Origin of the sequence: Mesorhizobium sp. M1348, assembly GCF_040317925.1 — a bacterium.
Classification (GTDB): Bacteria; Pseudomonadota; Alphaproteobacteria; order Rhizobiales; family Rhizobiaceae; genus Mesorhizobium.
On sequence record NZ_JAMYLH010000002.1, the window covers coordinates 424,725 to 448,364 of the forward strand.

Annotated in this window: 24 protein-coding genes; 15 read left to right on the forward strand and 9 right to left on the reverse strand. The window is 62.4% G+C overall.

All coding sequences use genetic code 11. The annotated features are described in order from the left end of the window. Positions 1-23 precede the first annotated feature (23 nt). Positions 24-452, forward strand: a complete 429-nt coding sequence (locus NKH13_RS06165; protein ID WP_352911306.1) for a DoxX family protein — start codon at positions 24-26, stop codon at positions 450-452. Positions 453-571: 119 nt separating this feature from the next. Further along, complete coding sequence (locus NKH13_RS06170) at positions 572-997, forward strand: DoxX family protein (protein WP_352911309.1); 426 nt, start codon at positions 572-574, stop codon at positions 995-997. A gap of 262 nt (positions 998-1,259) precedes the next feature. Here the strand turns inward: NKH13_RS06170 and ppx are convergent, their stop codons facing one another. Beyond that, the gene (gene ppx, locus NKH13_RS06175; protein ID WP_352911312.1) at positions 1,260-2,792 is read right to left on the reverse strand and encodes an exopolyphosphatase; all 1,533 of its coding nucleotides are present in this window, start codon (positions 2,790-2,792) and stop codon (positions 1,260-1,262) included. Next, positions 2,792-4,993: an RNA degradosome polyphosphate kinase gene (locus tag NKH13_RS06180; RefSeq protein WP_352911314.1), complete on the reverse strand. Its 2,202-nt coding sequence runs from the start codon at positions 4,991-4,993 to the stop codon at positions 2,792-2,794. The genes ppx and NKH13_RS06180 overlap by 1 nt, the downstream gene beginning before the upstream one ends. Before the next feature lie 150 nt (positions 4,994-5,143). Between NKH13_RS06180 and NKH13_RS06185 the strand changes: the two genes are divergently transcribed. From NKH13_RS06185 to NKH13_RS06195, 3 genes are all read left to right on the forward strand, one after another. Further along, on the forward strand, positions 5,144-5,389 hold the full coding sequence (locus tag NKH13_RS06185) for a zinc-finger domain-containing protein (protein ID WP_254820632.1): 246 nt from the start codon (positions 5,144-5,146) through the stop codon (positions 5,387-5,389). Between the two features lie 19 nt (positions 5,390-5,408). Beyond that, entirely contained in the window at positions 5,409-6,644 is a 1,236-nt protein-coding gene (locus NKH13_RS06190) for an FAD-dependent monooxygenase (protein WP_352911317.1), read from the forward strand. A 241-nt stretch (positions 6,645-6,885) separates the two neighbouring features. Further along, on the forward strand, positions 6,886-7,104 hold the full coding sequence (locus NKH13_RS06195; protein ID WP_352911320.1) for a hypothetical protein: 219 nt from the start codon (positions 6,886-6,888) through the stop codon (positions 7,102-7,104). On the opposite strand, the gene NKH13_RS06200 is transcribed toward NKH13_RS06195, so the two are convergent. Beyond that, positions 7,105-7,776, reverse strand: coding sequence for a TIGR02117 family protein (locus NKH13_RS06200; RefSeq protein ID WP_352911323.1), 672 nt, complete (start codon positions 7,774-7,776; stop codon positions 7,105-7,107). 104 nt (positions 7,777-7,880) lie between these two features. Here NKH13_RS06200 and NKH13_RS06205 point away from each other — a divergent pair, with 104 nt between their 5' ends. From NKH13_RS06205 to NKH13_RS06215, 3 genes are read left to right on the forward strand one after another with little or no spacing between them, the layout of a single operon-like run. Continuing rightward, the gene (locus NKH13_RS06205) at positions 7,881-8,144 is read left to right on the forward strand and encodes a metal-sensing transcriptional repressor (RefSeq protein WP_352911326.1); all 264 of its coding nucleotides are present in this window, start codon (positions 7,881-7,883) and stop codon (positions 8,142-8,144) included. After that, entirely contained in the window at positions 8,141-9,169 is a 1,029-nt protein-coding gene (locus tag NKH13_RS06210) for a cation diffusion facilitator family transporter (protein ID WP_502908324.1), read from the forward strand. The genes NKH13_RS06205 and NKH13_RS06210 overlap by 4 nt, the downstream gene beginning before the upstream one ends. 30 nt (positions 9,170-9,199) lie before the next feature. Then, the gene (locus tag NKH13_RS06215) at positions 9,200-9,913 is read left to right on the forward strand and encodes a HoxN/HupN/NixA family nickel/cobalt transporter (protein WP_352911329.1); all 714 of its coding nucleotides are present in this window, start codon (positions 9,200-9,202) and stop codon (positions 9,911-9,913) included. 74 nt (positions 9,914-9,987) lie between these two features. Here NKH13_RS06215 and NKH13_RS06220 read toward each other — a convergent pair whose 3' ends face one another. Then, positions 9,988-11,904, reverse strand: coding sequence for a multicopper oxidase domain-containing protein (locus NKH13_RS06220; protein WP_352911331.1), 1,917 nt, complete (start codon positions 11,902-11,904; stop codon positions 9,988-9,990). A 376-nt stretch (positions 11,905-12,280) separates the two neighbouring features. Here NKH13_RS06220 and NKH13_RS06225 point away from each other — a divergent pair, with 376 nt between their 5' ends. The 3 genes from NKH13_RS06225 to NKH13_RS06235 are packed head-to-tail and all read left to right on the forward strand — an operon-like array spanning position 12,281 to position 14,443. Further along, positions 12,281-12,433, forward strand: a complete 153-nt coding sequence (locus NKH13_RS06225) for a hypothetical protein (protein WP_352911333.1) — start codon at positions 12,281-12,283, stop codon at positions 12,431-12,433. Between the two features lie 47 nt (positions 12,434-12,480). Next, positions 12,481-13,989 (forward strand): multicopper oxidase family protein, encoded by a 1,509-nt coding sequence (locus NKH13_RS06230; protein WP_352911334.1) that lies wholly within the window; start codon positions 12,481-12,483, stop codon positions 13,987-13,989. Positions 13,990-14,002: 13 nt separating this feature from the next. After that, positions 14,003-14,443 (forward strand): YqaA family protein, encoded by a 441-nt coding sequence (locus tag NKH13_RS06235; protein WP_352911336.1) that lies wholly within the window; start codon positions 14,003-14,005, stop codon positions 14,441-14,443. A 117-nt stretch (positions 14,444-14,560) separates the two neighbouring features. On the opposite strand, the gene NKH13_RS06240 is transcribed toward NKH13_RS06235, so the two are convergent. The 4 genes from NKH13_RS06240 to NKH13_RS06255 all read right to left on the reverse strand — a co-directional run bounded on the left by NKH13_RS06240 (position 14,561) and on the right by NKH13_RS06255 (position 18,821). Continuing rightward, a complete protein-coding gene (locus tag NKH13_RS06240; protein WP_031194215.1) occupies positions 14,561-15,310 on the reverse strand; it encodes an amino acid ABC transporter ATP-binding protein in 750 nt (249 codons plus the stop codon). Positions 15,311-15,379: 69 nt separating this feature from the next. Then, positions 15,380-16,537 carry an amino acid ABC transporter permease gene (locus NKH13_RS06245; RefSeq protein WP_352911339.1) on the reverse strand — a complete coding sequence of 386 codons (1,158 nt, stop codon included), beginning with the start codon at positions 16,535-16,537 and terminating at the stop codon, positions 15,380-15,382. Between the two features lie 4 nt (positions 16,538-16,541). After that, on the reverse strand, positions 16,542-17,729 hold the full coding sequence (locus tag NKH13_RS06250; RefSeq protein ID WP_352911342.1) for an amino acid ABC transporter permease: 1,188 nt from the start codon (positions 17,727-17,729) through the stop codon (positions 16,542-16,544). Positions 17,730-17,792: 63 nt separating this feature from the next. Beyond that, entirely contained in the window at positions 17,793-18,821 is a 1,029-nt protein-coding gene (locus NKH13_RS06255) for an amino acid ABC transporter substrate-binding protein (RefSeq protein WP_352911345.1), read from the reverse strand. Positions 18,822-19,248: 427 nt separating this feature from the next. Here NKH13_RS06255 and NKH13_RS06260 point away from each other — a divergent pair, with 427 nt between their 5' ends. The 4 genes from NKH13_RS06260 to NKH13_RS06275 all read left to right on the forward strand — a co-directional run bounded on the left by NKH13_RS06260 (position 19,249) and on the right by NKH13_RS06275 (position 22,298). After that, positions 19,249-20,418: a cystathionine beta-lyase gene (locus tag NKH13_RS06260; protein WP_352911348.1), complete on the forward strand. Its 1,170-nt coding sequence runs from the start codon at positions 19,249-19,251 to the stop codon at positions 20,416-20,418. A 253-nt stretch (positions 20,419-20,671) separates the two neighbouring features. Then, the gene (locus NKH13_RS06265) at positions 20,672-21,343 is read left to right on the forward strand and encodes an RNA polymerase sigma factor (RefSeq protein ID WP_352911351.1); all 672 of its coding nucleotides are present in this window, start codon (positions 20,672-20,674) and stop codon (positions 21,341-21,343) included. Positions 21,344-21,447: 104 nt separating this feature from the next. Further along, the gene (locus NKH13_RS06270) at positions 21,448-21,972 is read left to right on the forward strand and encodes a DUF4142 domain-containing protein (RefSeq protein WP_352911354.1); all 525 of its coding nucleotides are present in this window, start codon (positions 21,448-21,450) and stop codon (positions 21,970-21,972) included. 11 nt (positions 21,973-21,983) lie between these two features. Further along, positions 21,984-22,298, forward strand: coding sequence for a cupredoxin domain-containing protein (locus tag NKH13_RS06275; protein WP_352911357.1), 315 nt, complete (start codon positions 21,984-21,986; stop codon positions 22,296-22,298). Positions 22,299-22,405: 107 nt separating this feature from the next. Here NKH13_RS06275 and NKH13_RS06280 read toward each other — a convergent pair whose 3' ends face one another. Next, complete coding sequence (locus NKH13_RS06280) at positions 22,406-23,626, reverse strand: anion transporter (protein ID WP_352911360.1); 1,221 nt, start codon at positions 23,624-23,626, stop codon at positions 22,406-22,408. Between the last annotated feature and the right edge of the window lie 14 nt (positions 23,627-23,640).

The window sequence follows — 23,640 nt, forward strand, 5'->3', positions numbered from 1 at the left end:
CAAACCCTTCTGGAGAGTTACGCATGTCCACCAACACGTCCACCAACACTTCGTTTGCCGGCACCGCCTCCGGCGCCTCGGGCACGATCCTGCTCGGCCGCATCCTGCTTTCTGTCATCTTCCTGCTTTCCGGTTTCGGCAAGCTGACGGCCATTGCCGGCACCGCCGGCTATTTCGGCAGCCTCGGCCTGCCGCTGCCGATGGTGACCGCCATCGTCGTCGGCCTGATCGAACTGCTTGGCGGCCTCGCCATCCTCGTCGGCTTCCAGACCCGGATCGTCGGCTGGGTGATGGCGATCTTCACAGTCGCCACCGCACTGGTCGCCCACACCGGCTGGGACGATCAGATGCAGATGATCAATTTCATGAAAAACCTCGGCATTGCCGGCGGCTTCCTCGTGCTCGCCTCGTCGGGTGCCGGCGCCTATTCGATCGACGCCAAGCGCGGCTGAAGCGGCCCAGCATTTCCTGAACAAAGGGGCGCGGAATTTTCCGCGCCCCTTTTTCGTTGTCGGTTTATATCTGCTGGCTGGAACTCTGCTAGGATCGGCCGCCGATATCGGAGGAGACCATGCCTCGCAATGCGCTGCTCTTGCTTTCCCGGCTGCTGCTCGCCGCGCTGTTCGTGCCGTCCGGCTTCCATGCGCTTGCCGACATCGCCGGCACATCGGGCTATTTCGCCGGCCTCGGCCTGCCGCTGCCGACGCTGGTGGCTTGGGCGACAGGCCTGTTCGAGCTGATCGCCGGACTGCTCATCCTCGTCGGCTTCAAGACACCTATCGTGGCACTGCTGCTCGCTGCCTTCTGCATCGCGGCGGGCTTCATCGGCCATTATGGTCAGGGCGGCGACGATCCGACGCTGACCTTCATGCATTCGCAGATGCTGATGAAGGACATCGCCATATCAGGCGGTTTCCTCGCGCTGGCAATGGCTGGCGCCGGCGCATGGTCGGCTGACGGGCGGATGCCCAGAGCAATTGCTTCACCCAAAAGCTAGCGCTCGACTCGTCCACCTGCAGAAGTCGGCGCCGCCCCTCATCTGCCTGCCGGCATCTTCTCCCCGTATAGTGACGGGGAGAAGGAAGCTGGCCGCGACCCCGGCACCCTTTCTGCAACGCTAGGAGTAAGCGAAATCTGTTGCGAAGGGATCTTTCTCCCCGTCGCTATACGGGGAGAAATGCCCGGCAAGGCAATGAGAGGCAGCGCCAACCTGAAGCGATTGCCTTGAGGCGGAGCTAAGATTACTTGGCTGAGACAGCCTACTTCACCGTCATGCTCGGCCCGCCCTCGACTGCCAGCACCAGCCTGCGGTTGGTGACCCTTGCCAGCTGTGCCAGCCGGCCGGCCGGCCGCTCGCCGTAAAGATCGGCCAGCGCTGCCGGCAGCACCAGCGCCAGCACGCCATTGCCGCGGTTTTCCCATTTCAGCCGTGGCATGACGCCCGGCATTGCCGCGGTCAGCAAATAGACGACGCGCAGCAGTGCCGCCAGCACGCGGGCGCGTTCGAGATAGCGCGGTGTCGCCAGCCCACGGATTTCCGGAGCGGCTTCATTGAACACCCCCTCGTGGCGAAACAGGCTGACAAGCGCCAGGAAGGCGCGGCCGGGATGGTCGACGCCAATGAACGAGGCGTGGGCGATGATGTTGAGCGATTGCTTGCCGCGATATTCGGGATGGGCACGCCAGCCGATATCGGCGAGCAGGCAGGCGGCGTGGCGGTAGCGCGCTTCATCCCTGGTTTCGTCGATGCCGAAGGCGGCGAACGCCTTCCCGGTCCATTCGACAAGCTCATGCGCGTGGTCGACCGAGCGCGAGCGCAGGCGGGCAAGCTCTTCCGCCGCCGAGATCAGCGGATCGGCTTTCTGCTCGGCCTTGTCGAGCAGCGAATAGAGAAAGCCCTCGCGCACGCCCAGCGCCGAGACGATGATCTTCGAGGGCTGCATCGCCGCCATGATCTCCTGCAGCACGATGGCGCCGTAGGGCAGCAGCGAGCGGCGGTTCTTGGAGACGCCCTCGATGCCTTTGATCTTATCGATCTCGGCCTTGGCGACCTGCCGAAGGAAGTTTGCGGCGCTTTCGATGCCGATCTCGTAATGGTGCATGACGCCGAGCGGGTAGTTGGTCATTTCCATGTGCAGCCGGGCGAGGTTTCGCCAGGTGCCGCCGACCGTGTAGAAGGCCCTGCCCTGCCCGCCCTTCAGCAGCTTCGCCCGCGCCAGTTGCTCGCGCGTGATCCTAGCCGCCTGGGTCAGCGAGTTCTTCGCCATGTCCTGCAGGCGCAAGCCGCCCAACGGCAGCGTGATGCCGTCACCGATCGTCTCACCATCGATGTCGATCAGTTCGAGGCTGCCGCCGCCAAGGTCGCCGGCAATGCCGTTGGCCGGGTGGAAACCGGAGATGACGCCGAGTGCCGAATAATGGGCTTCCTCGCGGCCGCTCAGCACCTGGATCTCGGTCTTGAGCACGTCCTCGGCGCGGTGGATGAAGTCGGGGCCGTTGACGGCCTCGCGAGCGGCGGCGGTCGCCAGCACATACATGCGCTCGGCGCCGGCCTGGTCGGAAAGCGCGTGGAAGCGGCGGAACTCTTCCATCGAGCGCGTCACCGCCTCGGGATCGAGCTTTCCGGTCGAAACGATGCCGCGGCCGAGGCCGGCCAGCATCTTTTCGTTGAAAAGCAAGGTCGGCGAGCGCGCCAACCCCTCATAGATGACAAGACGGATCGAGTTCGACCCGATATCGATGATGGACAGCGGTCGGCGGTCCTGCAGCCGGCCCTGGGACGCTGAAATCATCAGCCCGTCGCTGCGTTCTGTTTCTTGCGGCGCTTGAACTGCGCGATGCGCTTGGGGGCATGCGACTTCAACGCATCGCCCCGTCCGGACAGGCTCGGATTGGTCATGAAATATTCCTGCGCGTTGAACGGTTCCTCGCCCTCTTCCAGCACGACGCGCCGGGAGGTTCCATCAGCCAATACGTCGAAACTTTGCTGGTTGTCCATGATGTTGCCGAGCATGATCTGGCCGAGCACCTGTTCATGCACAGTTGGATTGGTGATCGGCACCATGGTCTCGACGCGGCGGTCGAGATTGCGTGGCATTAGATCGGCCGAGGAGATGTAGACGATCGCCCCGTCCGATGGCAGGCCGTGGCCGTTGCCGAAGCAATAGATGCGGCTGTGCTCGAGGAAACGGCCGACGATCGACTTCACCCTTATGTTCTCCGACAGGCCGGGCACCTGCGGCCTCAGGCAGCAGATGCCGCGCACGACGAGATCGATCTCGACGCCGGCGCGGCTGGCGTCATAAAGCGCATCGATGATGATCGGATCGACCAGCGCATTCATCTTCATCCAGATGCGAGCCGGCCTGCCGTCCAGCGCGTGGCCGATCTCGTCCGAAATGTGCTTGAGAATGCGGTTGCGCAGCGTGAACGGCGATATGGCCAGCCGCATCTGCTCGGCCGGTTCGGCATAGCCGGTGATGAAGTTGAACAATTGCGCAACATCGCGCGCGATCGTCGGGTCGGTGGTGAAGAAGGACAGGTCGGTGTAGATGCGGGCGGTGACCGGGTGGTAGTTGCCGGTGCCGAGATGCACGTAATTGCGTAGCCTGCCGTCCTCGCGCCGCACGACCAGCGACATCTTTGCGTGGGTCTTCAGCTCGAGGAAGCCGAAGACAACCTGGACGCCGGCGCGCTCGAGGTCGCGGGCCCAGCGGATGTTGGCCTCCTCGTCGAAACGCGCCTTGAGCTCGACCAGCGCCGTCACCGACTTGCCGGCTTCCGCCGCATCGACCAAAGCCCGCACGATCGGGCTGTCGTTGGAGGTGCGATAGAGCGTCTGCTTGATCGCCACCACTTCCGGATCGGCCATCGCCTGGCGCAGGAACTGCACCACCACGTCGAAGGATTCGTAAGGGTGGTGGACGATGATGTCCTTCTCGCGGATGGCGGCAAAGCAATCGCCGCCGTGCTCACGGATGCGCTCGGGGAAGCGCGGATTGTAGGGCGTGAACTTCAGATCGTCGCGGGCGACGGCGACGATCTCCGAGATCTGGCTAAGCGCCAGCGGGCCGGTAAGCACGCTGATGCGGCTGGCCGAGACGCCGAGCTCGCCGGCGACGAAATCGCGCAATTCGGCCGGCATCAGCCTGTCGAACTCGATGCGGATGACCGAGCCGCGGCGTCGCCGCTTCAGCGCCGTCTCGAACAGCCGCACCAGATCCTCGGATTCTTCCTCGACCTCGATATCGCTGTCGCGGATAATGCGGAACGTGCCGGAGCCCTTGACCTCATAACCGGGGAACAGCTTGCCGATGTAGAGGCTGACCGCCTCTTCGAGCGGAACGAAGCGGACGTGATGCTTGCGATCCGGCAAGCGGATGAAGCGCCTCAGCGCCACCGGCAGGCGCAAAAGCGCGCTCATTTCCTCGCCGTTCTTGCGGTGGCGCAATTGCAGCGCCATCGAGAAACCGAGATTGGGAATGAACGGAAACGGATGCGCCGGGTCGATCGACAGCGGCGTCAGGACCGGAAACACCTGCTCCTGGAAATGGTCCTCGAGCCAGGTCTTCTCGTCCTTGGTCAGGGCATCGCGGGTGATGCTCTCGATGCCTTCCTTGTTGAGCTGCAGCATCAGCGCCGAAAGGCTGTTCTGCTGGTCCTCCTGCAGGCGCTCGACCTCGCGCAGCAATTGTTCGAGTTGCTGCTCGGGTGTGCGGCCGTCCGGGCTCTTCAGCACGATGCCCTCGCGCACCTGGCCGGCAAGACCGGCGACGCGGACCATGAAGAACTCGTCGAGATTGGCGGCCGATATCGACAGGAAGCGAACCCGCTCGAGCAGCGGATGATTGGCGTTCAGCGATTCCTCGAGCACGCGCCGGTTGAATTGCAGCCAGGAAAACTCGCGGTTGACGAAGCGGTCAGGATTGCCGCCTTCGCGGCTCGCCGCCTCGATGGTGATGAATTCGTTCTGGACCGGCTTCAGTTCGTTCATAGTTCCTGCTCTTCTCACACCTGTCCGCGGATTACGGTGTTAACCGGCTTAACTTATCCTCTGACAGGCTTTTGCGACAGTTTCATTTCATCGATCTTGCAAAGAGACGGGTTATGATCCAGATGCAACCGACAAGATCAGGAGACGACGATGGCAGGCGGTTCCATTCCCCATTTCCAGAACGATGCGGGCTATCCGGCAATCGACATCGGCGTCAAGGAATTCATGTGCACCGGCGCCAATCCGCCTTTCGATCACCCGCATGTATTTCTCGACATGGGCGACGACAATGAAAAAGTCTGCCCCTATTGCTCGACGCTCTATCGCTATTCGCCGAAGCTGAAGGCATTGGAAACGCAGCCGCCGGGCTGCCTCTATATCGACCAGGCCGCCTGATTCTTCCGCGACAAGCCTGATGCAGGAAACGCAGTCCCGGCAGGTCGTCATCGCCGGGGCGGGCGTCGCCGGGCTGACCGCGGCACTGGCCTTCGCCGACCGCGGCTATCGGATAAAACTGTTCGAACAGGCGCAGCACCTCGAGGCTGCCGGCGCCGGCATCCAGCTTTCGCCCAATGCGACACGCATTCTTCGACAATTAGGCGTACTCGATCGGCTGTTGCCGACGGCGGTGCGGCCGGAGGCGGTCGTACTCAAGGATGCCCCCACGCTGCGCGAGCTGGCGCGCGTACCGCTTGGCCAGGCAGCCGAAACGCGCTGGGGAGCGCCCTATCTCGTCGCCCACCGCGCGGATCTGCAGTCAGCGCTGATGGAGCGGATAGCCGAGCGGCCCGGCATCGAACTTGTCACCGGCGTTCTCGTCGTCAGTGCCGCCGTCAAACCCAATGGCATCGCCGCAACGATAGAGGTTGCCGGCACGGCCATCGAAACGGAAGCATCGTTGCTGATCGGCGCGGATGGCGTCTGGTCGTCGGTGCGAGAAACGCTTGCCCGCAACGCGGCCGAATTCGGTAGTAGCCGGTTTTCAGGTGAGCTGGCGTGGCGCGCCACCGTCGGTGCCGACAGCCCTGCCGGACAAACCTTTGCAGCGATCGGTGCGCCCGATTGCGTTACTGCATTCCTCTATCCCGGCTTCCATATGGTCGCCTATCCGGTGAGCCGTGGCACTGTCTTCAACCTCGCGGCCTTCACCAGGGGCGAGCGCATCGCCGAGGGCTGGTCGGGGCATGCCGACCCCGCCAGCCTCTCAAGCGCCATGCGCGATACCGCGCCGGCGCTGGTCCGTCTGGTGAGCGAGGCCGCGCCGTGGACGGCATGGCCGATCCACACCGTCGAGCAGCGGCGGTGGACGACGCCGGAAGGCATCGCGCTGATCGGCGATGCGGCGCATGCGATGACGCCCTTTGCCGCACAGGGCGCGGCGATGGCGATCGAGGACGCGGCGACGCTTGCCGGCTTCGTTGCCGCTTCGCCAGCCGATCTTGAGGGGGCGCTTGCCGCCTGGGAACAGGCGCGGCGGCCGCGCGTCGCCCAGGTCGCCCGCCGCGGCGCCGTCAACCGCCTCGCCTGGCACGCGGCCGGGCCGGTGGCGATGGCCCGCAACCTGTTCCTGGCGATGCGCTCACCCGAAAAACTCGCCGCCGATCTCGACTGGCTCTATGGCTGGCGGGCGTTGGACGATGGCGCGCGATGATACGCACGACAGGCTGGCGGGACAGCGCCCCTCTCTGTCCTGCCGGACATCTCCCCCACTTGGGGGGAGATTGGCCACCACATATTGCCTTTCGCCAATCTTCAAGGTTGCATGACCTAGCAAGGCACCGAAGCCGCTAATCTCCCCCCTCGTGGGGGAGATGTCCGGCAGGACAGAGGGGGCGCGAAGGAATGAGAGGTTAGCATTCGACAGCAATACCCCCGCCTAGTAAGAACGAGCTATGGCCAAGGTCATCCGATACGCATTTGACCCAACAAATTCGCCTCCGCTGACAGATGTCCAGAAAGCGGAAATCGCAGCGCTGAAAGCACGTTCGACGGATGATGTCGATACGAACGACATCCCTGAATTGACCGAAGAATTCTGGCAGAGCGCTGTCCGAAATCCATATTTCAAGCGGATCGGCCGGACCGCAGAACCGATTGATGAGCCTAAATAGCTAATTGTAAAGCCGCATCGACAGGCCGAGCGAGGCTGGCAGCGGGTTCCACCAGCCGGTGCGCAGGCCGGCCGTGCGCAGTGCCGCCGCCGTCCAGGTGTTGCAGCCGATCAGCGCATTGAAATGGCCATTGGCTTCGAAGAACCGGTCGAAGCGGGAATAGGCCGCATTCTCGATCGGAATGGCCCCGTTCGGCCCCTGCTGGAAGCTTGCCGCAATGTAATCGAGCAGCGCGGTAAAGCGTTCGTCGCCGATGTCGAAGCCGGCGACGTCGGGATGCGGCTCGGCGATTTCGCCGGAAATGTCGACATGCATCACCGAGGCATCGACGGTCAGCGCCTTCATCACCGGCACCGCCTTCAGCGCCGACCAGGTCGGCGTCTCCAGATAGAAGGCGCGGCCGCCCCAGCCGAAGACGACGTAGCGGACCTCCACCATGTCGGCTGTAATGCCGGCATCGACCGGGAAATGGAAGCGCCGGCGCACATCGTCGTCGACCGGGATGGCGATGTCGGTGTGGATTGGATTTTGCAGCACCAAGATACGGTGGCTTGCGCCGATCGGATCGGCAACGGCCGCCGGCCAGAGCGGGCGCGGCAGCAGCGTGCCCAGCGCTACCGCTAGCGCTATTGCAACGGCCAGCAGGCCAAGAAAGCGGGCAAGCTTCTTCATGGGAAAGGCATAGAACAAGCAATGCTCAAGGTGAAGCCTCTCCGGAACTTGCGCCACTGACAAAGCGCTTGACGCATATCCTCCCCGGGAGGATATGCTGAGGCATGTCAGATCACCTCCACGCTTCGCATCCTTCCATCATAAAGCGCCTGAAGCGCGCGCAAGGCCACCTCGCGGCGGTGCTGGCCATGATCGAGGCGCGTCGCCCTTGCGTTGATCTGGCGCAGCAGCTTCATGCCGTCGAAAAAGCGATCAGCAGCGCCAAGCGCGAGCTGATCAACGACCACATCGAGCATTGCCTGACGGACAGCGTAGAAACCGGCGGCAACTCGCTGGCGGAACTCAAGCAGCTGGCGAAATATCTATGAATGCCATCGTAGCCCGCATTCTGGACTGGCTCGGGTTCGGCTCGCACGCCGCACATCATCACGGCGGTCACAGTCCGCACGGTCACACCCATGGCGTCATCGATGCGACAATTGCCACCACCGATCGGGGCATCTGGGCAATCAAATGGTCGTTCGTAATCCTGGCCATCACCGCGGCATTGCAGATGGTCGTGGTTGCGTTGTCGGGAAGTGTGGCATTGCTGGCCGACACGATCCATAACATCGGCGATGCGACCACGGCGATCCCGCTATGGATTGCGTTCGTGCTGGCGCGGCGCAAGCCGTCGCGGATCTTCACCTATGGCTTGGGCCGGGTCGAGGATCTGGCCGGCATTATCATCGTGCTCATCATCCTGTTCAGCGCTGTAGTCGCCGCCTACCAAGCCATCGACAGGCTGATTAATCCACAAGTGGTGACACACCTCGGCTGGCTGACGGCGGCGGGCATTGTCGGCTTCCTCGGCAACGAGGCGGTTGCCGTGTTCCGTATCCGCGTCGGTCGCGAAATCAACAGCGCGGCACTGATTGCCGACGGCTACCACGCCCGCACCGACGGACTTACCAGCCTTGCCGTGGTCATCGGAGCCATCGGCGTCTGGCTCGGCTTTTCCTTGGCCGACCCGATCGTCGGCCTGCTGATCACGATTGCGATCTTCGGTATTGTCTGGCAATCGGCCCGCTCGGTGCTGACCCGCATGCTGGATGGAATCGAACCCGGTGTGATGGATGAAATCCGACATGCCGCCGAGCATGTTCCGGGCGCGCATATTGTCGATGCCAAGGCGCGCTGGGTCGGTCATAGATTGCACGCCGACATCGCAATTGCCGCAAACGAAACCCTGCCGCTGTCGGAAGCGAACAAGATCGCGGCAGCGCTGAAGGACGAACTGTCCCAGCATATGCCAGCCCTGGCCGAGGCGAATGTGCGGTTTTCAACCGGACATGGAGAGAACGACCATCCGCGCCCTCACGAGCACACGCATGACCACGGCCAAATGCACTGACGCTCGCCCATTTTTTGCTAGTCTCGTCCGATGTTCCAGACCCTCGTCGAATTTCAGCGCACGATCTACCTGACGCTCGGCGAGCAGATCAAACTGCTTTCGGCCGGAGGCAATTGGCTGGCGTTCATGGCCTTCCTGCCAATGGGCGTCGTGTTCGGGGCTGCCCATGCGCTGACGCCGGGTCACAGCAAGGCCGTCCTGGCGACTTATCTTGCCGGTTCGGATGCGAAGGTCTCGCGCGGCCTGCTCGTATCTATCACGCTGTCGTTCACGCATGTGACGATTGCCGTTCTGATTGCGGCTCTCTCGTTACCACTGGTCTCAATAGCATTGGGCAGCGTCGGCCGCGCTCCGCTTCTGGAGCATATCAGTCGCGGGCTGCTCGGCCTCATTGGCGTCTCGATGCTCTGGCGCGCTTTGAGCCACAGCCATCACCACAGACACGAGGGCGAGGCTGTCGGCGTCATGGCAGGCCTGATCCCATGCCCGCTGACGCTTTTCGCGATGACTTTCGCCATCTCCAGGGGTGTTCCGGCAGCGGGCGTCCTGTTTGCCATCACCATGATGGTCGGCGTGGCGGTGACGCTGTCCTGCGTTGCGGTGTTGTCGATCCTGTTTCGGGAACGGCTTGTACAGTTTTTCGCGCGCCAGCCACGGCTGTTCGAAACCATCTCCCGGGCCATCGAGGGCGCCGCCGGTCTCGCCCTTGCCGGAGTCGCTGTCTGGCAGATCACCTCAGCTTGAGGGAAAATTTGGCCCCAGCCACTGCATGGCGTCCGGGCCGGTGCAGCGGTTGGAACGAGCCTAGGCGACGCCGGTCATGTCACATCGATCACGACCATCAGCCCGCCGCCGCCCTTCTCCTCGACATTGTTGTTCGTGGTGTGATGCGGGATATGGCAATGGATCAGCCATTTGCCCGGACGCTGCGCCTTCCAGATCACGTCGTAGCGCTGACCCGGCCCGACATTGACCGTATCGGCAAGGAAACGACCCGAGGCAGGGATCGTCTCGCCGTCGCGGGCAATGACCTCGAACGGCCCGCCATGGATATGCATCGGATGGATGAAGCCGTTGTTGGTGCCGATGAACCGCACCTTGAGCGTCTCGCCGACCTTCATCGGGATCGTCTCGGTCGAGGGATAGGCCTTGCCGTTGATGGTGAAGAAATTCGGCATGCCGCCCTCCATCGGCATCGACGGGTAGGTCAGCCCTTCCCGCACCAGCCACTCCTGAAGCTCGATGACGTAATCATGGTCGGCCGCGACCTCATCGGCGGGATTGGCGGGATCGATGATCAGCGCACCGTAGAGGCCGAGCGCCTGGGTCCGGTCCGGCTTGGCATGGGGGTGGTAGAAATAGGTTCCGTGCTGGGTTGCGGTGAATTCGTATGAATAGGATTGGCCGGGCTCGATCGGCGCCTGCGTGATCTCGGACGGCCCATCCATCTGGTTCGGCAGGATCAAGCCATGCCAATGCACCGTCGTTTCCTCAGGCAGGCCGTTGGTGACGTTGATCCTGACCCGGTCGCCCTGGCGAATGTGAATTCGCGGGCCGGGAATCTGGCCATTATAGGCATAGGCGTCGACCGCGACGTCCGGCAGGATCTGCCAGCGGACCACCGAAGGCCGGAGCTCGAACACCTTGATGCCGTTCTCCATCCGAAACGGCAGGTCCTGGTCACCCTTTGCCGTCAGGCCATAAGAGGCGGCCACGAGGCGCGGATCGGTTGCTGCCATGTCGCGCATCGTATCGGCCGGCGTGTCGCGATCCATGATCATGCCTTGCGGCATGATCACCCCGCCGACGTCGCGTGCCGACAGCGTCAGGTTCAGCCAGTTCGCCGGCGCGACCATGCCGATGGCGAGCGCCAGCAGGGAGACGGCACCTAGGGCAGCGACCTGCGGCGTCGTGGCATCTGTCTCCATGTGATGGCCGCCGCCTTTGCCTTTGTGGGAAGCCATATCGTGGCGCTGTCCGCGACGGCCACTGGCGTCGGCCTGCTGCATCTGCATCTGCGCATGTTGCCTCGTGGCAGGCTGCTCTCGACCATCGATGCCGGCTGCCTGCGCGCGCTGCGTCATCAGCCCATGCTTCAGCCCCCGGGCGACCAGCCAGACATTGGCCGGGTAGGCAAGCGCAAAGCCGGCGATGACACCGATCGACATTACACCCCAGAACAAAAGCTCCGTCGGTTCCATCGCGCGCATGTCGCGGCCCATCATCAGAAAACTCATGACCGGCGCCATGCCGGCCATCATGAAGTTCATCGAGATGAATTCGGGCAGGAAGCTCTTGCGCACGTTCTCCCAATAGGTGCCGCCCATCATCGATTTCATGAACAGCGACTGGAAGATGAACAGGCCGAAGGCAAAGCCGGCGAGATATTCGACGATCAGGTCGATCCACATCGGCAGGCCGAGCGCCGCCGTGACGGCGGCGGCAAGAATGATGCCGGTGGCATCTCCGGCGACGCAGTGGATGGTGGAGCCGACGCCCTGCTTCCAGAGCGGCCGGGTGAAGAGTTCATGCTCGCCCGGCCGGGGCTCCTTGTCGGCGAGCACGTAGAGCAGCAAGCCGAGCGGACCCATATAGAGGGTAACCAGGATGAAGCCCCATTTCATCACCACCGGCTCGGGATTGTTGCGATATTGGTCGAAGCCGACATAAAGCGTCGAAGCCAGCGCCAACGCGAACCAGACGACGAGGAAATAATCGATCGGTTGGATGAGCATCAGGATGAACCCTTGACCTGTCGCCGCACGCGCCCACGCGGCTTGTTATACAACTCCTAATGGCAACAAACGCGGCTGGCGCGCTTATGATCCGCGTCGGCCGTGCGCTGTTCAGGCAGGCCAATTTTTCGTTGTAACCGACTGATCTGCTGACGCCTGCCCGCAGCTCATTTCCGGAACTTTCAGTCTTATCATTGCGGCTCTCCTCTAGTGGGGTCGTTATGAGGCTTCCCATCACAGGAAGGTCAAGGGCTTTTGAGCCACCTCAAATCATCGCCGCCGTGCCGAGGCAGCACATCGCAAATTTGCCTCTTGACCTTCCCGTGATGGGAACCTTTATGTCGTGTGGCAACTGCCCGGTTGGAGTTGCAAGCCCATGACTGCCGTCACTCCTCGAATCCCAGACGAGCCTGTTTCCGCTCCCGCGATTCAGATTGGCACCGAGGGCATGACCTGCGCCTCCTATGTCGCCGGCTGGCATGACGTGACCGAGGCTAATGTCAATCTGGCTACGGAGCGTGCCACCTGAGTTATACCGCGTGCCGACGCGCGTGACCTTAATCTCGGAGACAACACATGGATCGACGCAGTTTTCTGGCGGCAGGCGTTGCCACGGTTCTCGCCAGACCGCGCGCCATCGCCCAGATGAAGATGGACGAGATGCCCGGCATGGATATGGGCGGTCACGCGGGTCACGACATGGGCGCGGCACCAAAAAGCGCGGCCATGCTGCCTGAGGGCCAGGCGTTGCGCGAGTTGCCGCTGCTAGCCAATGAAGCCAATGCGCCGCGCCTGTTCAGAGCAAACCTCACGGCTGAACCCGCCATGGTTCGCTTTGCAGAAGGGCTCGACACGCCAATCCTTGGGTACAATGGCATGAGCCCGGGGCCATTGATCGAGGTGACTGAAGGCGACCGTGTCGAGATTGCATTCACGAACCGAATTCCTGAAGAGACGAGCACCATCCATTGGCATGGCATGCCGGTTCCGGCTGACCAGGATGGCAATCCGATGGACCCCGTTGCGACGGGCACGGAGCGCACCTACAGCTTCGAACTGCCCGAAGGAAGCGCGGGTTCGTATTGGTACCATCCGCATCCACACGGCAAGACGGCCGAGCAGGTCTATCGCGGACTTGCCGGCGCGTTCGTGGTCAAGCCGAAGGCGGACCCGATCCCGGCCGAGTATGGCGACACTGTGCTGGTGTTCACAGACCTTCGCCTTGCCGCCGACGGCACCATGCCGGACAACACCATGGTCGATTTGATGAACGGGCGCGTCGGCGATCACGTGCTGGTCAACGGACAGAAAAATCCCGCGCTATCGGTCCCGTTTGGAACAAAGCGGCGATTTCGGTTCTACAACGCGACTAACGCTCGCTTTTTGCGGCTCTCCTTCGACGGCGCACCCATGACGATCATCGGCACCGATGGCGGTCTGCTGGAGGCGCCGGTGGCAGCCAAGGATGTCCTGCTCAGCCCGGCGGAACGCCTTGAACTGATCGTCTCGTTTGAGAAGCGCGGCCCCGTCACCCTGAACACGCTCGACTACGATCGCGGCTGGATGGGCGCAGGCCGCCCCGCCGATGCAGGCCTGACATTGCTTACGGTCAATGTTTCGGACACACCTGCAGAGGCGTTTCCTCCGCTGCCGGAAAAGCTTCGACCAATTGCACAACTTGGCACCCCTGCCGTCAGCCGGCGTTTCGTGTTCACCGAAACGATGACGATGAGCGCGACGGATATGCAGATGGGCTTCCTGATCAACGGCGCGGCGTTCGACATGGGCCGCATCGACGTGGTGTCGAAAACAGGACAGGTCGAGCTCTGGGAAATCGTCAACAATGCCGACATGGACCATCCGTTCCATGTTCACGGGACGCAGTTCCAGGTGGTCGAGCACGAACGTGGTGGGCAGGTCTCGAAACCGGCCCATCTCGCCTGGAAGGACACGGTCAACGTGGCGCGCGGCGAGACGGTGCGGCTCTTGCTGCGCCAGGATCGCCCCGGGCGGAGGATGTATCATTGCCACATCCTGGAGCACGAGCAGCTTGGCATGATGGGCGTCATCGACGTGCAGGCATAGCCGGTCGCTCGACGTGGCTGCACTGGCAATCTATGGCGCCCTGTTCACCAGCGCATTCCTCGCCGCAACCATCTTGCCGATCTCGTCGGAAGTGATGCTCGCCGGCTTGGTTGCCGCCGAACGTGGCGATCCGGTGCTGCTTTTTGCGATCGCCACAATCGGCAACACGCTCGGCTCGGTGGTGAACTGGATGCTGGGGCGTGGCATCGATACGCTGCAATTCAAGCGATGGTTTCCTATCACTCGTGAACGATACCAGCGGGCGAGCCGGACCTTTCGCCGCTTTGGCGCGTGGTTGCTCCTATTCGCCTGGCTGCCGGTCGTCGGGGACGCCTTCACCGTCGCGGCAGGCGCGGCCCGCATGCATCTCGGCGTATTCGTGATGCTTGTCGCATTGGGCAAGGCTGCACGATATGCGGTGATCGTCGCAGGAGGATTGTGGCTGCTAAGATAGTTCCCGATGTTCGCCATCGACCAAAGGGCAGATCCTCCCGAGCATCACCGCTCGTCGAATACGGCCCGAGCAAGACAGAGAGCCCGGTCCGCCGGTCTTGTCCCGAACCGTACAGGATCAGTGCAAGATCTGCGACAGGAACAGTTTCGTGCGCTCATGGCGCGGGTGGTCGAAGAACTCGGCCGGCGTGTTCTGCTCGACGATCTGGCCTTGGTCCATGAAGATCACCCGGTTGGCGACTTTGCGCGCAAAGCCCATCTCGTGGGTGACGCAGAGCATGGTCATGCCCTCCTCGGCCAGCCCGACCATCGTCTCCAGCACTTCCTTGATCATTTCCGGGTCGAGCGCCGAGGTCGGCTCGTCGAACAGCATGATGCGCGGGTTCATGCACAGCGAGCGGGCGATCGCCACGCGCTGTTGCTGGCCGCCGGAAAGCTGACCGGGATATTTGTTGGCCTGTTCCGGAATCTTGACGCGCGTGAGGAAATGCATGGCGATTTCCTCGGCCTGCTTCCGCGGCATCTTGCGCACCCAGATCGGCGCCAGCGTGCAATTCTCCAGGATGGTCAAGTGCGGGAACAGGTTGAAGTGCTGGAACACCATGCCGACCTCTCGGCGCACCTCGTCGATCTTCTTCAGATCGTTGGTCAGTTCCTTGCCGTCGACTATGATCTTGCCCTTCTGGTGTTCCTCCAGCCGGTTGATGCAGCGGATCATCGTCGATTTGCCGGAGCCAGACGGGCCGCAGATGACGATGCGCTCGCCGCGCATCACCTTCAGATTGATGTCCTTCAGCACATGGAATTCGCCGTACCATTTGTGCATGGCAATGATGTCGATGGCGACATCGGTGGTGGAAATGTGCATCTTAGCGGCATTGACCTTGATCTCTTCCGCGCTGACGGCGTTTTCTATGGCCATAACAAGGTCCCCTTTTTAGCGTTTGTGGCCGGTGTCGAGACGGCGTTCCGTGTACATTGAATAGCGCGACATGCCGAAGCAGAACAGCCAGAAGATGAAGGCCGCGAACACCAGGCCGGATCTGGCCGTCTGCGGCGTCGCCCAGTTGGCGTCGGAGAAGTTCTGTTTGACGATGCCGAGCAGGTCGAACATCGAGATGACGATGACCAGGCTGGTGTCCTTGAACATGCCGATGAAGGTGTTGACGATGCCGGGAATGACCAGCTTCAGCGCCTGCGGCATGACGACCAGACCCATCTTCTGCCAGTAGCTGAGGCCGAGCGAGTCGGCGCCCTCATACTGGCCTTTGGGGATCGCCTGCAGGCCGCCGCGCACCACTTCGGCCATGTAGGCGGCGGCAAACAGCGACACGCCGATCAGCGCGCGCAGGAACTTGTCGAAGCTGACGCCGGCCGGCAGGAACAGCGGCAGCATCACGCTGGCAAAGAACAGCACCGTAATCAGCGGGATGCCGCGTACCGTCTCGATGAAGATCACGCACAGCAGCTTGACGATCGGCATGTTCGAGCGCCGGCCGAGCGCCAGCACGATACCGATCGGCAGCGACACGGCAATGCCGACGAAGGACAGGCTGAGCGTCACCAGCAGCCCACCCCAACGCGACGTCTCGACATGCGGCAGGCCGAACATGCCGCCGACCAGCAGAACGAAGGCGACGACCGGCAGCGCCAGGAAGAGAAGGATGGCGTTCAGCCCTTTGCGCGGTACGCGCGGTATGAGCAAAGGCACCAGCAGTGCCACGAACAGAATGGCCACCACGATCGGCCGCCAACGCTCCTCGACAGGATAGGTGCCGAACATGAACTGGCCGAACTTGGCGTTGACGAATGCCCAGCAAGCACCGGTCCAGCCATCTGGCTGGATGCCGCCTTGCGCCACGGTGGCGCAGACCGAGCGGTCCGGTCCGGTCCACTGGGCGTTGATGAAGGCCCAATTGATGATTTGCGGCAGGATCATAGCGACCAGCGCGATGCCGACGATGGTCAAGATGGTGTCGCCCGTGGTGGCAATCAGGTTCTTGCGGATCCAGGCGGTGAGGCCACGCTCGCTCGACGGCGCCGGCTGCGCCAGCGTCATCTCCGTCCGCACCCAGGACATGTCGTGTTCCTGCATGGCCCTACCTCTCCACCAGCGCCATCCTGGCATTGACGACGTTCATGATCGCCGACGTGATCAGGCTGAGCGCGAGATAGACAGCCATCATGATCACCACGCCTTCGACCGCCTGCCCGGTCTGGTTCAAGACAGTGCCGGCAGTCGCCGTCAGGTCCGGATAGCCGATGGCGATGGCGAGCGAAGAGTTCTTGGTCAGGTTCAGATACTGGCTGGTCAGCGGCGGAATGACGATGCGCATCGCCTGCGGCACGACGACAAGCCTGAGGATCGATCCCGAGCGCAGCCCGAGTGCCGCGGCCGCCTCGGTCTGGCCCGTGCTGACGCCCCTGATGCCGGCGCGCACGATCTCGGCGATGAAGGCGGCCGTATAGCAGGACAACGCCAGATAGAGCGACAGGAACTCCGGCCTGACCTGAAAGCCACCGACCAGGTTGAAGGTCGATTGTTTCGGGAATTCGAAGCTCAGCGGAAAGCCGCTCAGCGCGTAAGCCAGCAGCGGCAGGCCGACGATCAACGCTATGGATGTCCAGAGCACCGGGAACGGCTGACCCGTCGCCATCTGCCGCTGTCGCGCCTTGCGGGCGACGAACCAGGCCATGGCAATGCCGAGGAGCAGAGCGACCAGGATCAGCCAGGAGCCTTCGCCCCAGACAGCGCGCGGAAAATAGAAGCCGCGCTGGTTGAGAAAGGAGCCGAACGGCAAATTGATGCTCTCGCGCGGCGGCGGCAGCACAGCAAGCACGCCGGAATACCAGAAGAAGATGACCAGCAGCGGCGGGATGTTGCGGAAGACCTCGACGTAGACAGTGCAGATCTTCCTGATCAGCCAGTTGCGCGACAGTCGGCCGATGCCGACGATGAAACCGATAATGGTGGCGGTGATGATGCCGAAGACGGCAACGATCACGGTGTTGATAAAGCCAACCAGGATGGCTCGGAAATAGGTCGAATCCGACGAATAAGCGATCGCGCTTTCGCTGATATCGAAGCCGGCGCGGCCCTTGAGGAAGCCAAAGCCGGAAGCGATGTGCAAGCGCGTCAGATTGACGAGGACGTTGTGGGTAACCCACCAGACCCCGGCTACAAGCAGGACGAGGACCACTGCCTGAAAGAATATACCGCGGACGCGAGGATCATTGATGAAGGAACCGCGGCTTGGCTCCTCGCGAAGAACTTCCTGCGATGCCATTCGACAGTCCCCTGGAAAGAGAGACCGGAAGGCAGACGATCTGCCTTCCGGATCCATTTTCGATCAGCGGATCGGCGGAGCGTATTGCAGGCCGCCCTTGGTCCACAGCGCGTTGATGCCGCGCGCGATCTTCAGCGGGCTGCCCGAGCCGACATTGCGCTCGAACATCTCGCCGTAATTACCGACGGCCTTGACGATGTTGACGACCCAATCGTTGGAGACCCCGAGATCGGTGCCGATCTTGGTGTCGGCTTCCTGGCCGAGCACGCGCTTGATCTCGGGACTATCCGAGTTCTTCATCTCGTCGACATTGGCCTTGGTGATGCCCAGTTCCTCGGCGTCGAGCAACGCGAAATAGGTCCACTTGACGATGTGGTACCATTGGTCGTCGCCCTGGCGTACGGCCGGCCCAAGCGGTTCCTTGGAGATGATTTCGGGCAACACGACGTGGTCGGCCGGCGCACCGAGCGTCAGGCGGATGCCATAGAGGCCCGACTGGTCGGTGGTGTAGACGTCGCAGCGGCCGGCGTCATAGGCGGCGTTGACCTCTTCCAACTTTTCGAAGACGACCGGGTTGTACTCCATCTTGTTCGACTTGAAATAGTCGGCAAGGTTGAGTTCGGTCGTGGTGCCGCTCTGCACGCAGACCGCCGCGCCCGAAAGCTGCAGCGCCGAGTTCACGCCCGGAAGCTTCTTGGCGTTGATCATGAAGCCCTGGCCGTCATAATAAGTCGTGCCGACGAAGTTCAGGCCGAGTGCGGTGTCGCGATTGATGGTCCAGGTGGTATTGCGCGACAGGATGTCGATCTCGCCCGACTGCAGAGCGGTGAACCGCTCCTTGGCGCTGAGCGGCGTAAACTTCACCTTGGTGCCATCGCCGAACACGGCGGCCGCCACAGCGCGACAGAAGTCCGCGTCGATGCCTTGCCACTCACCCTTGTCGTCCGGCGCCGAGAAGCCGGCCAGACCGGTCGAGACGCCGCATTGGATGAAGCCCTTCGCCTTGACATCGTCGAGCGTGGCCGCCGAGGCCGCCGAAGCCGCCAATCCAAACGCGGCGGCGCCCAAAATGCCGATTGCAATGTGTTTCATGACCCACAGACCCTTTTCTGTTTTTTCCAGGCGAACCTGACTTTTTCCCGTGTGAACGCAGCTATGTATTCCGGCCCGTTACCGGAATCCCGCATCGTAACCGACGCGCTGCCTCCCATTCACGAACAACATCGAAGGCGATTATTCCTGTGAGGTCAAGGGAAATGACCAAATCCGAAAGACTTTGAAAACCCACCGCCTGAAATGCCTGAAATTGCAGACAAACGCGCTCGCAAATTGGTCAGCGCGCCAATAAAGCCGGCAAAGTCCGACCGTGACTTGCCAAGCGCACCTAGCAGCCGCCCAGAGGATCTACGGCGCACTGCTGAATTGGCATATTCAAGACCTTGGCCTGGCGAGTGCGGTGCGGTTGCGCGGCCAATGCCGCCGCACTATGGCTAACGACCTACCCATGGGACGAAAAGCAATGGCAAAAGACGGCAGCGAGACGGGCATCAACACGCGGCTCGCCCATTCCGGCAACAACCCGCATGACTATTTCGGCTTCGTCAATCCGCCGGTGGTGCATGCCTCGACCGTGCTCTATCCCAACGCGGCGACGATGGCTTCACGCAGCCAGAAATACACCTACGGCACGCGCGGCACGCCGACCACCGATGCGCTGAACAGCGCGATCGATGCGCTGGAAGGCTCCGCCGGCACGGTCGCGGTGCCATCGGGCCTGGCCGCGGTGACGCTGCCGCTGCTCGCCTTCCTGTCGGCCGGCGATCATCTGTTGATCGTCGATTCCGTCTATCATCCGACCCGCAACTTCGCCGACACGATGCTGAAGCGGCTGGGCATCGAGGTCGAGTATTACGAACCGCGCATCGGCGCCGGCATCGCAGCGCTGATCAAGCCCAACACCAGGGTGGTGCTCACCGAATCGCCGGCTTCCAACACTTTCGAGGTGCAGGACATACCGGCCATCGCCAAGGCAGCACATGCCGCCGGCGCCATCGTCATGATGGACAACACCTGGGCGACGCCGCTCTACTTCCGCCCGCTCGATCACGGCGTCGACATCTCGATCCATGCGGCGACGAAATACCCTGCCGGCCATTCCGACGTGCTGCTCGGCACGGTCTCGGCCAATGCAGCCTGCTGGAATCAGCTTTGCGAGACCTTCAACACGCTGGGCTGCTGCGCCGGACCAGACGACGTCTACCAGGTGCTGCGCGGCCTGCGCACGATGGGCGTGCGGCTGGAGCGCCATCAAAAGAGCGCGCTTGCTCTCGCCGGCTGGCTGGAGAGCCAGCCGGGCGTGGCGCAGGTGCTGCATCCGGGGCTGCCCAGCCATCCCGACCACGCTTTGTGGAAGCGCGATTTTTGCGGATCGAGCGGCATCTTCTCTATCGTTCTTGCAGGCGGCGGACAGAAGCAGCAGCACGCCTTCCTCGACGCGTTGAAGTTTTTCGGCCTCGGCTATTCGTGGGGCGGCTATGAGAGCCTTGCCGTGCCGGTATTCCTGGGCGACCGCACCATCGCCAAGGGCCCGTATGACGGGCCGCTGGTGCGCCTGCAGATCGGGCTCGAGGATGTCGAGGATTTGAAGGCCGACCTGGCGCGCGGGCTGGCGGCTGCCGCAGAGGCCTGAGCCAGCACCTTTCCAGGCTGAGCCAGGAAATCGGCGTAACAGCCTGGAAAAATTGCGATCCTGAGCGATGTCATGGCGACCGACCAGCCGATGATACGGCGTCTACAAAATAGAAACGCCGGTGTGGTGGAGGCGGTAGAATAGCCTCTGCCGGCGCTTGATGCGGATCGAGGCTGGCCGGCGGATTGGTCGGGAACCTTTTGCCGGCCGATGCATCCAATGTCGCGATGAGAAGCCTATCAGGAGATCGGCCATGCCTGCTGCGTTGACGGCAACGCCCGCCGCTTCCGGCGACATGCAGCTTGTCGGCCGCGCGCTGGCACGCGATGGCGATGCATTCCGCACCATCATCAAGACGCACAACCAAAGGCTCTACCGCATCGCCCGCGGCGTTGTGCGGAACGACAGCGAGGCCGAGGACATCGTCCAGGAGGCCTATGTCAGCGCCTTTGCCCATCTCGAGGCCTTTCGCGGCGATGCCTCGCTCGCCACGTGGCTGTCGCGTATCGTGATCAACGAAGCGCTCGGCCGCTTGCGCAAAAGGCGGCGAATGGTAGCGATGCCTGAAAACCCGCAAGCCGAAATCATCCGGTTTCCCCTCAACCCGAGCGACGATCCGGAGCGGACGATGGCGCAACGGCAGATCCTTGAGCTTGTCGAACGGGCAACCGACAGTCTTCCCGATGTCTACCGGATGGTGTTCGTGGCGCGCGTCATCGAAGGATTGAGCATCGAGGAGACCGCCGAACTGCTTGGCGTGCGACCAGAAACCATCAAGACCCGGCTGCACCGCGCCCGTGCGCTGGTGCGCAAGGCGCTGGACGACCAGATCGGCCCGGTGCTGCCCGACGCCTTTCCGTTCGCGGGCCGGCGCTGCGAACGGCTGACCAATGCCGTGATGCAGCGGCTTGGTCTTTCCGGATAGGTCGCGCCGATTTTCGCGGGAACGTTTGCCGGCGACCTGCATCCAATGAGCGTCACTGAAAACGAAGCCCGATGCAGCTCCGCGTCGGGGTGAAGGAGAGCATCATGTTTATTCGACCGACCGCGGCACTGGCCGCATTTTTGCTGCTTAGCGCAGCGCCCTTGTCGCAAGCTGCCGACAAGCCGACCGATCCGCAGATCGCGCATATCGCCTACACAGCGGGCGTGCTTGACGTCGAAGCGGCCAAGCAGGCGCTGAAGAAATCGAAAAACAAAGAGGTCGTGGATTTCGCCAAGGACATGGTGCAAGATCACGAGGCGGTCAACAAACAGGCTCTCGACCTGGTCAAGAAGCTCAAGGTCACGCCTGAGGACAATCCGACCAGCAAGGCGCTGACCAAGGCGGCGGCCGAGGAACGTACCAAGCTTGCCAAGCTCAAGGGTGCGGCGTTCGACAAGGCCTATGTCGCCAGCGAAGTGGCCTACCACAAGCAGGTCAACGGCGCGCTCGAAACGCTGCTGATCCCGTCGGCCAGCAATGCCGAGCTGAAGAGCCTGCTGGAAACCGGCCTGAAAATATTCCAGGGCCACGAACAGCACGCCGAGCACGTCGCCGGCATGCTGAAGTGAGGATAGGGCCAATGGTGTCGAGGCGGCATCTGTGGGTCGCGCTGGCGCTGACCATCGGCGCCGCGCCGGCCAAGGCCGAAACCATCGAGGTGACGATCGACAAGCTTGTGTTTTCGCCGGCAAGGATCGAGGCGAAGGTCGGCGACACAATCAGGTGGGTGAACAAGGACGTGTTCGCCCACACGGCAACCGTCAACGGCGGCTGGGAAGTGATGATCCTGCCGAAGAAGGCGGCGAGCCTGACGGTGAAGAACGTGGAATCAGTCGATTATTTCTGCCGCTTCCATCCGAACATGAAAGGCCATCTCACGGTGACGTCGCCCTGACAGGCTACTGCATGTCGCGCAAAAGTGTGCAGCGGTTTTGCGATAACGACATGCATAAACAAGAGCCTAAAGCGCGTCGCATGAGGCGGGTCGAATGCGACGCGCTTTTAGGCCGCCAGCCATGCCGTCCCTACAAGAAGCGTGACCAGCGTCAATGGCAGGCCGACCTTGAAGAAGGCGATGAAGCCCAGCGGTTTGCCGGAGACCCGCGCGTGCTCGGCAACGATCAGATTGGCGACCGAGCCGAGCAGCGTGAAATTGCCGGCCAGTGTCGAGCTCATGGCGACGACCAGCCAGGCCCGCTCGGGGTTTTCCAGTCCGGGCACGAACGGCTTCAGCGCCAGCACGGCCGGGACATTGCTCATGATGTTGGACAGCACTGCGGTGAAGCCGGACAGCCGCCAGACATCATTTAGTCCAAGGTCTTTTGCCGAAGCGATGATGTCGGGCGTAAGCAGCGTCTTCTCCGCCCCGGCGACGACGATGAAAAGCCCGGCGAACATGAACAGCAGCGGCCCATCGATCTCGCGATAGATGCGCTCAGGCTTGATGGCGCGGGTCAGCAACAGAATCGCGCCGCCGATCAGCGCCGCCTTGGCAACGGGAACGCCGGCAAAGAAGGCGACCGCCAAACCGATACAGACGACCACCGCCTTGAGCACCTGCCCCGGCAGCATGCGACCGCGATAGACTTCGGGGCTGAGCTCGGCCTTGCGCGAAAATTCGGCGCGGTAGACGATGCGGATGATGACGATGACGGCGACGAGGCCGAACAGGGCCACCGGCGCAAGCGCCGCCGAGAAGGCCGGATAGGAAATCCCCGACAGGGCGCCGATGACCATGTTCTGCGGATTGCCGGTGATGGTGGCGACACTGCCGCAATTGGATGCGGTCGCCGTGGCGATCAGGTAGGGCACCGGGTTGCGGTTGATGACGCGGGTGACGTGGACGACGATTGGCGCCATGACCAGGCAGATGGCGTCGTTGACGAGGAATGCCGACAGGACGCCGGTCAACAGCGTCACCATCACCAGCAGCATGAACGGCGCATGCGCATGCTCGATGGCGAACCCGCCGAGCGCGCGAAAGGCGCCCGACACTTTCAGATGCGCCACGACGATCATCATGCCGAGCAGAAGCGTGATGGTGTCGAAGCTGATGGCGCGGTAGGCGTCTTCCATGTCGAGCGCGCCGATGGCGATCATCGCCGCACCGCCGAGCAGCGCGATGCCTGCCCGGTCGAGGCGCAGCCCGGGTACCCTGCCGACGGCAACGCCGGCATAGGTCAGGACAAGGACCAGCAGTGCCGCCGCGCCCATCGCTGTCATGTTTCGGAAATCCT

What these genes read in the sequence shown, in the direction of transcription:
- NKH13_RS06265 (WP_352911351.1), top strand. Translation starts at nt 20,672, where the DNA reads ATGCCTGCTGCGTTGACGGCAACGCCCGCCGCTTCCGGCGACATGCAG.
- NKH13_RS06195 (WP_352911320.1), top strand. Translation starts at nt 6,886, where the DNA reads ATGGCCAAGGTCATCCGATACGCATTTGACCCAACAAATTCGCCTCCG.
- NKH13_RS06230 (WP_352911334.1), top strand. Translation starts at nt 12,481, where the DNA reads ATGGATCGACGCAGTTTTCTGGCGGCAGGCGTTGCCACGGTTCTCGCC.
- NKH13_RS06185 (WP_254820632.1), top strand. Translation starts at nt 5,144, where the DNA reads ATGGCAGGCGGTTCCATTCCCCATTTCCAGAACGATGCGGGCTATCCG.
- NKH13_RS06275 (WP_352911357.1), top strand. Translation starts at nt 21,984, where the DNA reads ATGGTGTCGAGGCGGCATCTGTGGGTCGCGCTGGCGCTGACCATCGGC.
- NKH13_RS06240 (WP_031194215.1), bottom strand. Translation starts at nt 15,310, where the DNA reads ATGCACATTTCCACCACCGATGTCGCCATCGACATCATTGCCATGCAC.
- NKH13_RS06220 (WP_352911331.1), bottom strand. Translation starts at nt 11,904, where the DNA reads ATGCTCATCCAACCGATCGATTATTTCCTCGTCGTCTGGTTCGCGTTG.
- NKH13_RS06210 (WP_502908324.1), top strand. Translation starts at nt 8,141, where the DNA reads ATGAATGCCATCGTAGCCCGCATTCTGGACTGGCTCGGGTTCGGCTCG.
- NKH13_RS06165 (WP_352911306.1), top strand. Translation starts at nt 24, where the DNA reads ATGTCCACCAACACGTCCACCAACACTTCGTTTGCCGGCACCGCCTCC.
- NKH13_RS06200 (WP_352911323.1), bottom strand. Translation starts at nt 7,776, where the DNA reads ATGAAGAAGCTTGCCCGCTTTCTTGGCCTGCTGGCCGTTGCAATAGCG.
- NKH13_RS06180 (WP_352911314.1), bottom strand. Translation starts at nt 4,993, where the DNA reads ATGAACGAACTGAAGCCGGTCCAGAACGAATTCATCACCATCGAGGCG.
- NKH13_RS06280 (WP_352911360.1), bottom strand. Translation starts at nt 23,626, where the DNA reads ATGACAGCGATGGGCGCGGCGGCACTGCTGGTCCTTGTCCTGACCTAT.
- NKH13_RS06215 (WP_352911329.1), top strand. Translation starts at nt 9,200, where the DNA reads ATGTTCCAGACCCTCGTCGAATTTCAGCGCACGATCTACCTGACGCTC.
- NKH13_RS06260 (WP_352911348.1), top strand. Translation starts at nt 19,249, where the DNA reads ATGGCAAAAGACGGCAGCGAGACGGGCATCAACACGCGGCTCGCCCAT.
- NKH13_RS06205 (WP_352911326.1), top strand. Translation starts at nt 7,881, where the DNA reads ATGTCAGATCACCTCCACGCTTCGCATCCTTCCATCATAAAGCGCCTG.
- NKH13_RS06170 (WP_352911309.1), top strand. Translation starts at nt 572, where the DNA reads ATGCCTCGCAATGCGCTGCTCTTGCTTTCCCGGCTGCTGCTCGCCGCG.
- ppx (WP_352911312.1), bottom strand. Translation starts at nt 2,792, where the DNA reads ATGATTTCAGCGTCCCAGGGCCGGCTGCAGGACCGCCGACCGCTGTCC.
- NKH13_RS06225 (WP_352911333.1), top strand. Translation starts at nt 12,281, where the DNA reads ATGACTGCCGTCACTCCTCGAATCCCAGACGAGCCTGTTTCCGCTCCC.
- NKH13_RS06250 (WP_352911342.1), bottom strand. Translation starts at nt 17,729, where the DNA reads ATGGCATCGCAGGAAGTTCTTCGCGAGGAGCCAAGCCGCGGTTCCTTC.
- NKH13_RS06245 (WP_352911339.1), bottom strand. Translation starts at nt 16,537, where the DNA reads ATGCAGGAACACGACATGTCCTGGGTGCGGACGGAGATGACGCTGGCG.
- NKH13_RS06270 (WP_352911354.1), top strand. Translation starts at nt 21,448, where the DNA reads ATGTTTATTCGACCGACCGCGGCACTGGCCGCATTTTTGCTGCTTAGC.
- NKH13_RS06190 (WP_352911317.1), top strand. Translation starts at nt 5,409, where the DNA reads ATGCAGGAAACGCAGTCCCGGCAGGTCGTCATCGCCGGGGCGGGCGTC.
- NKH13_RS06255 (WP_352911345.1), bottom strand. Translation starts at nt 18,821, where the DNA reads ATGAAACACATTGCAATCGGCATTTTGGGCGCCGCCGCGTTTGGATTG.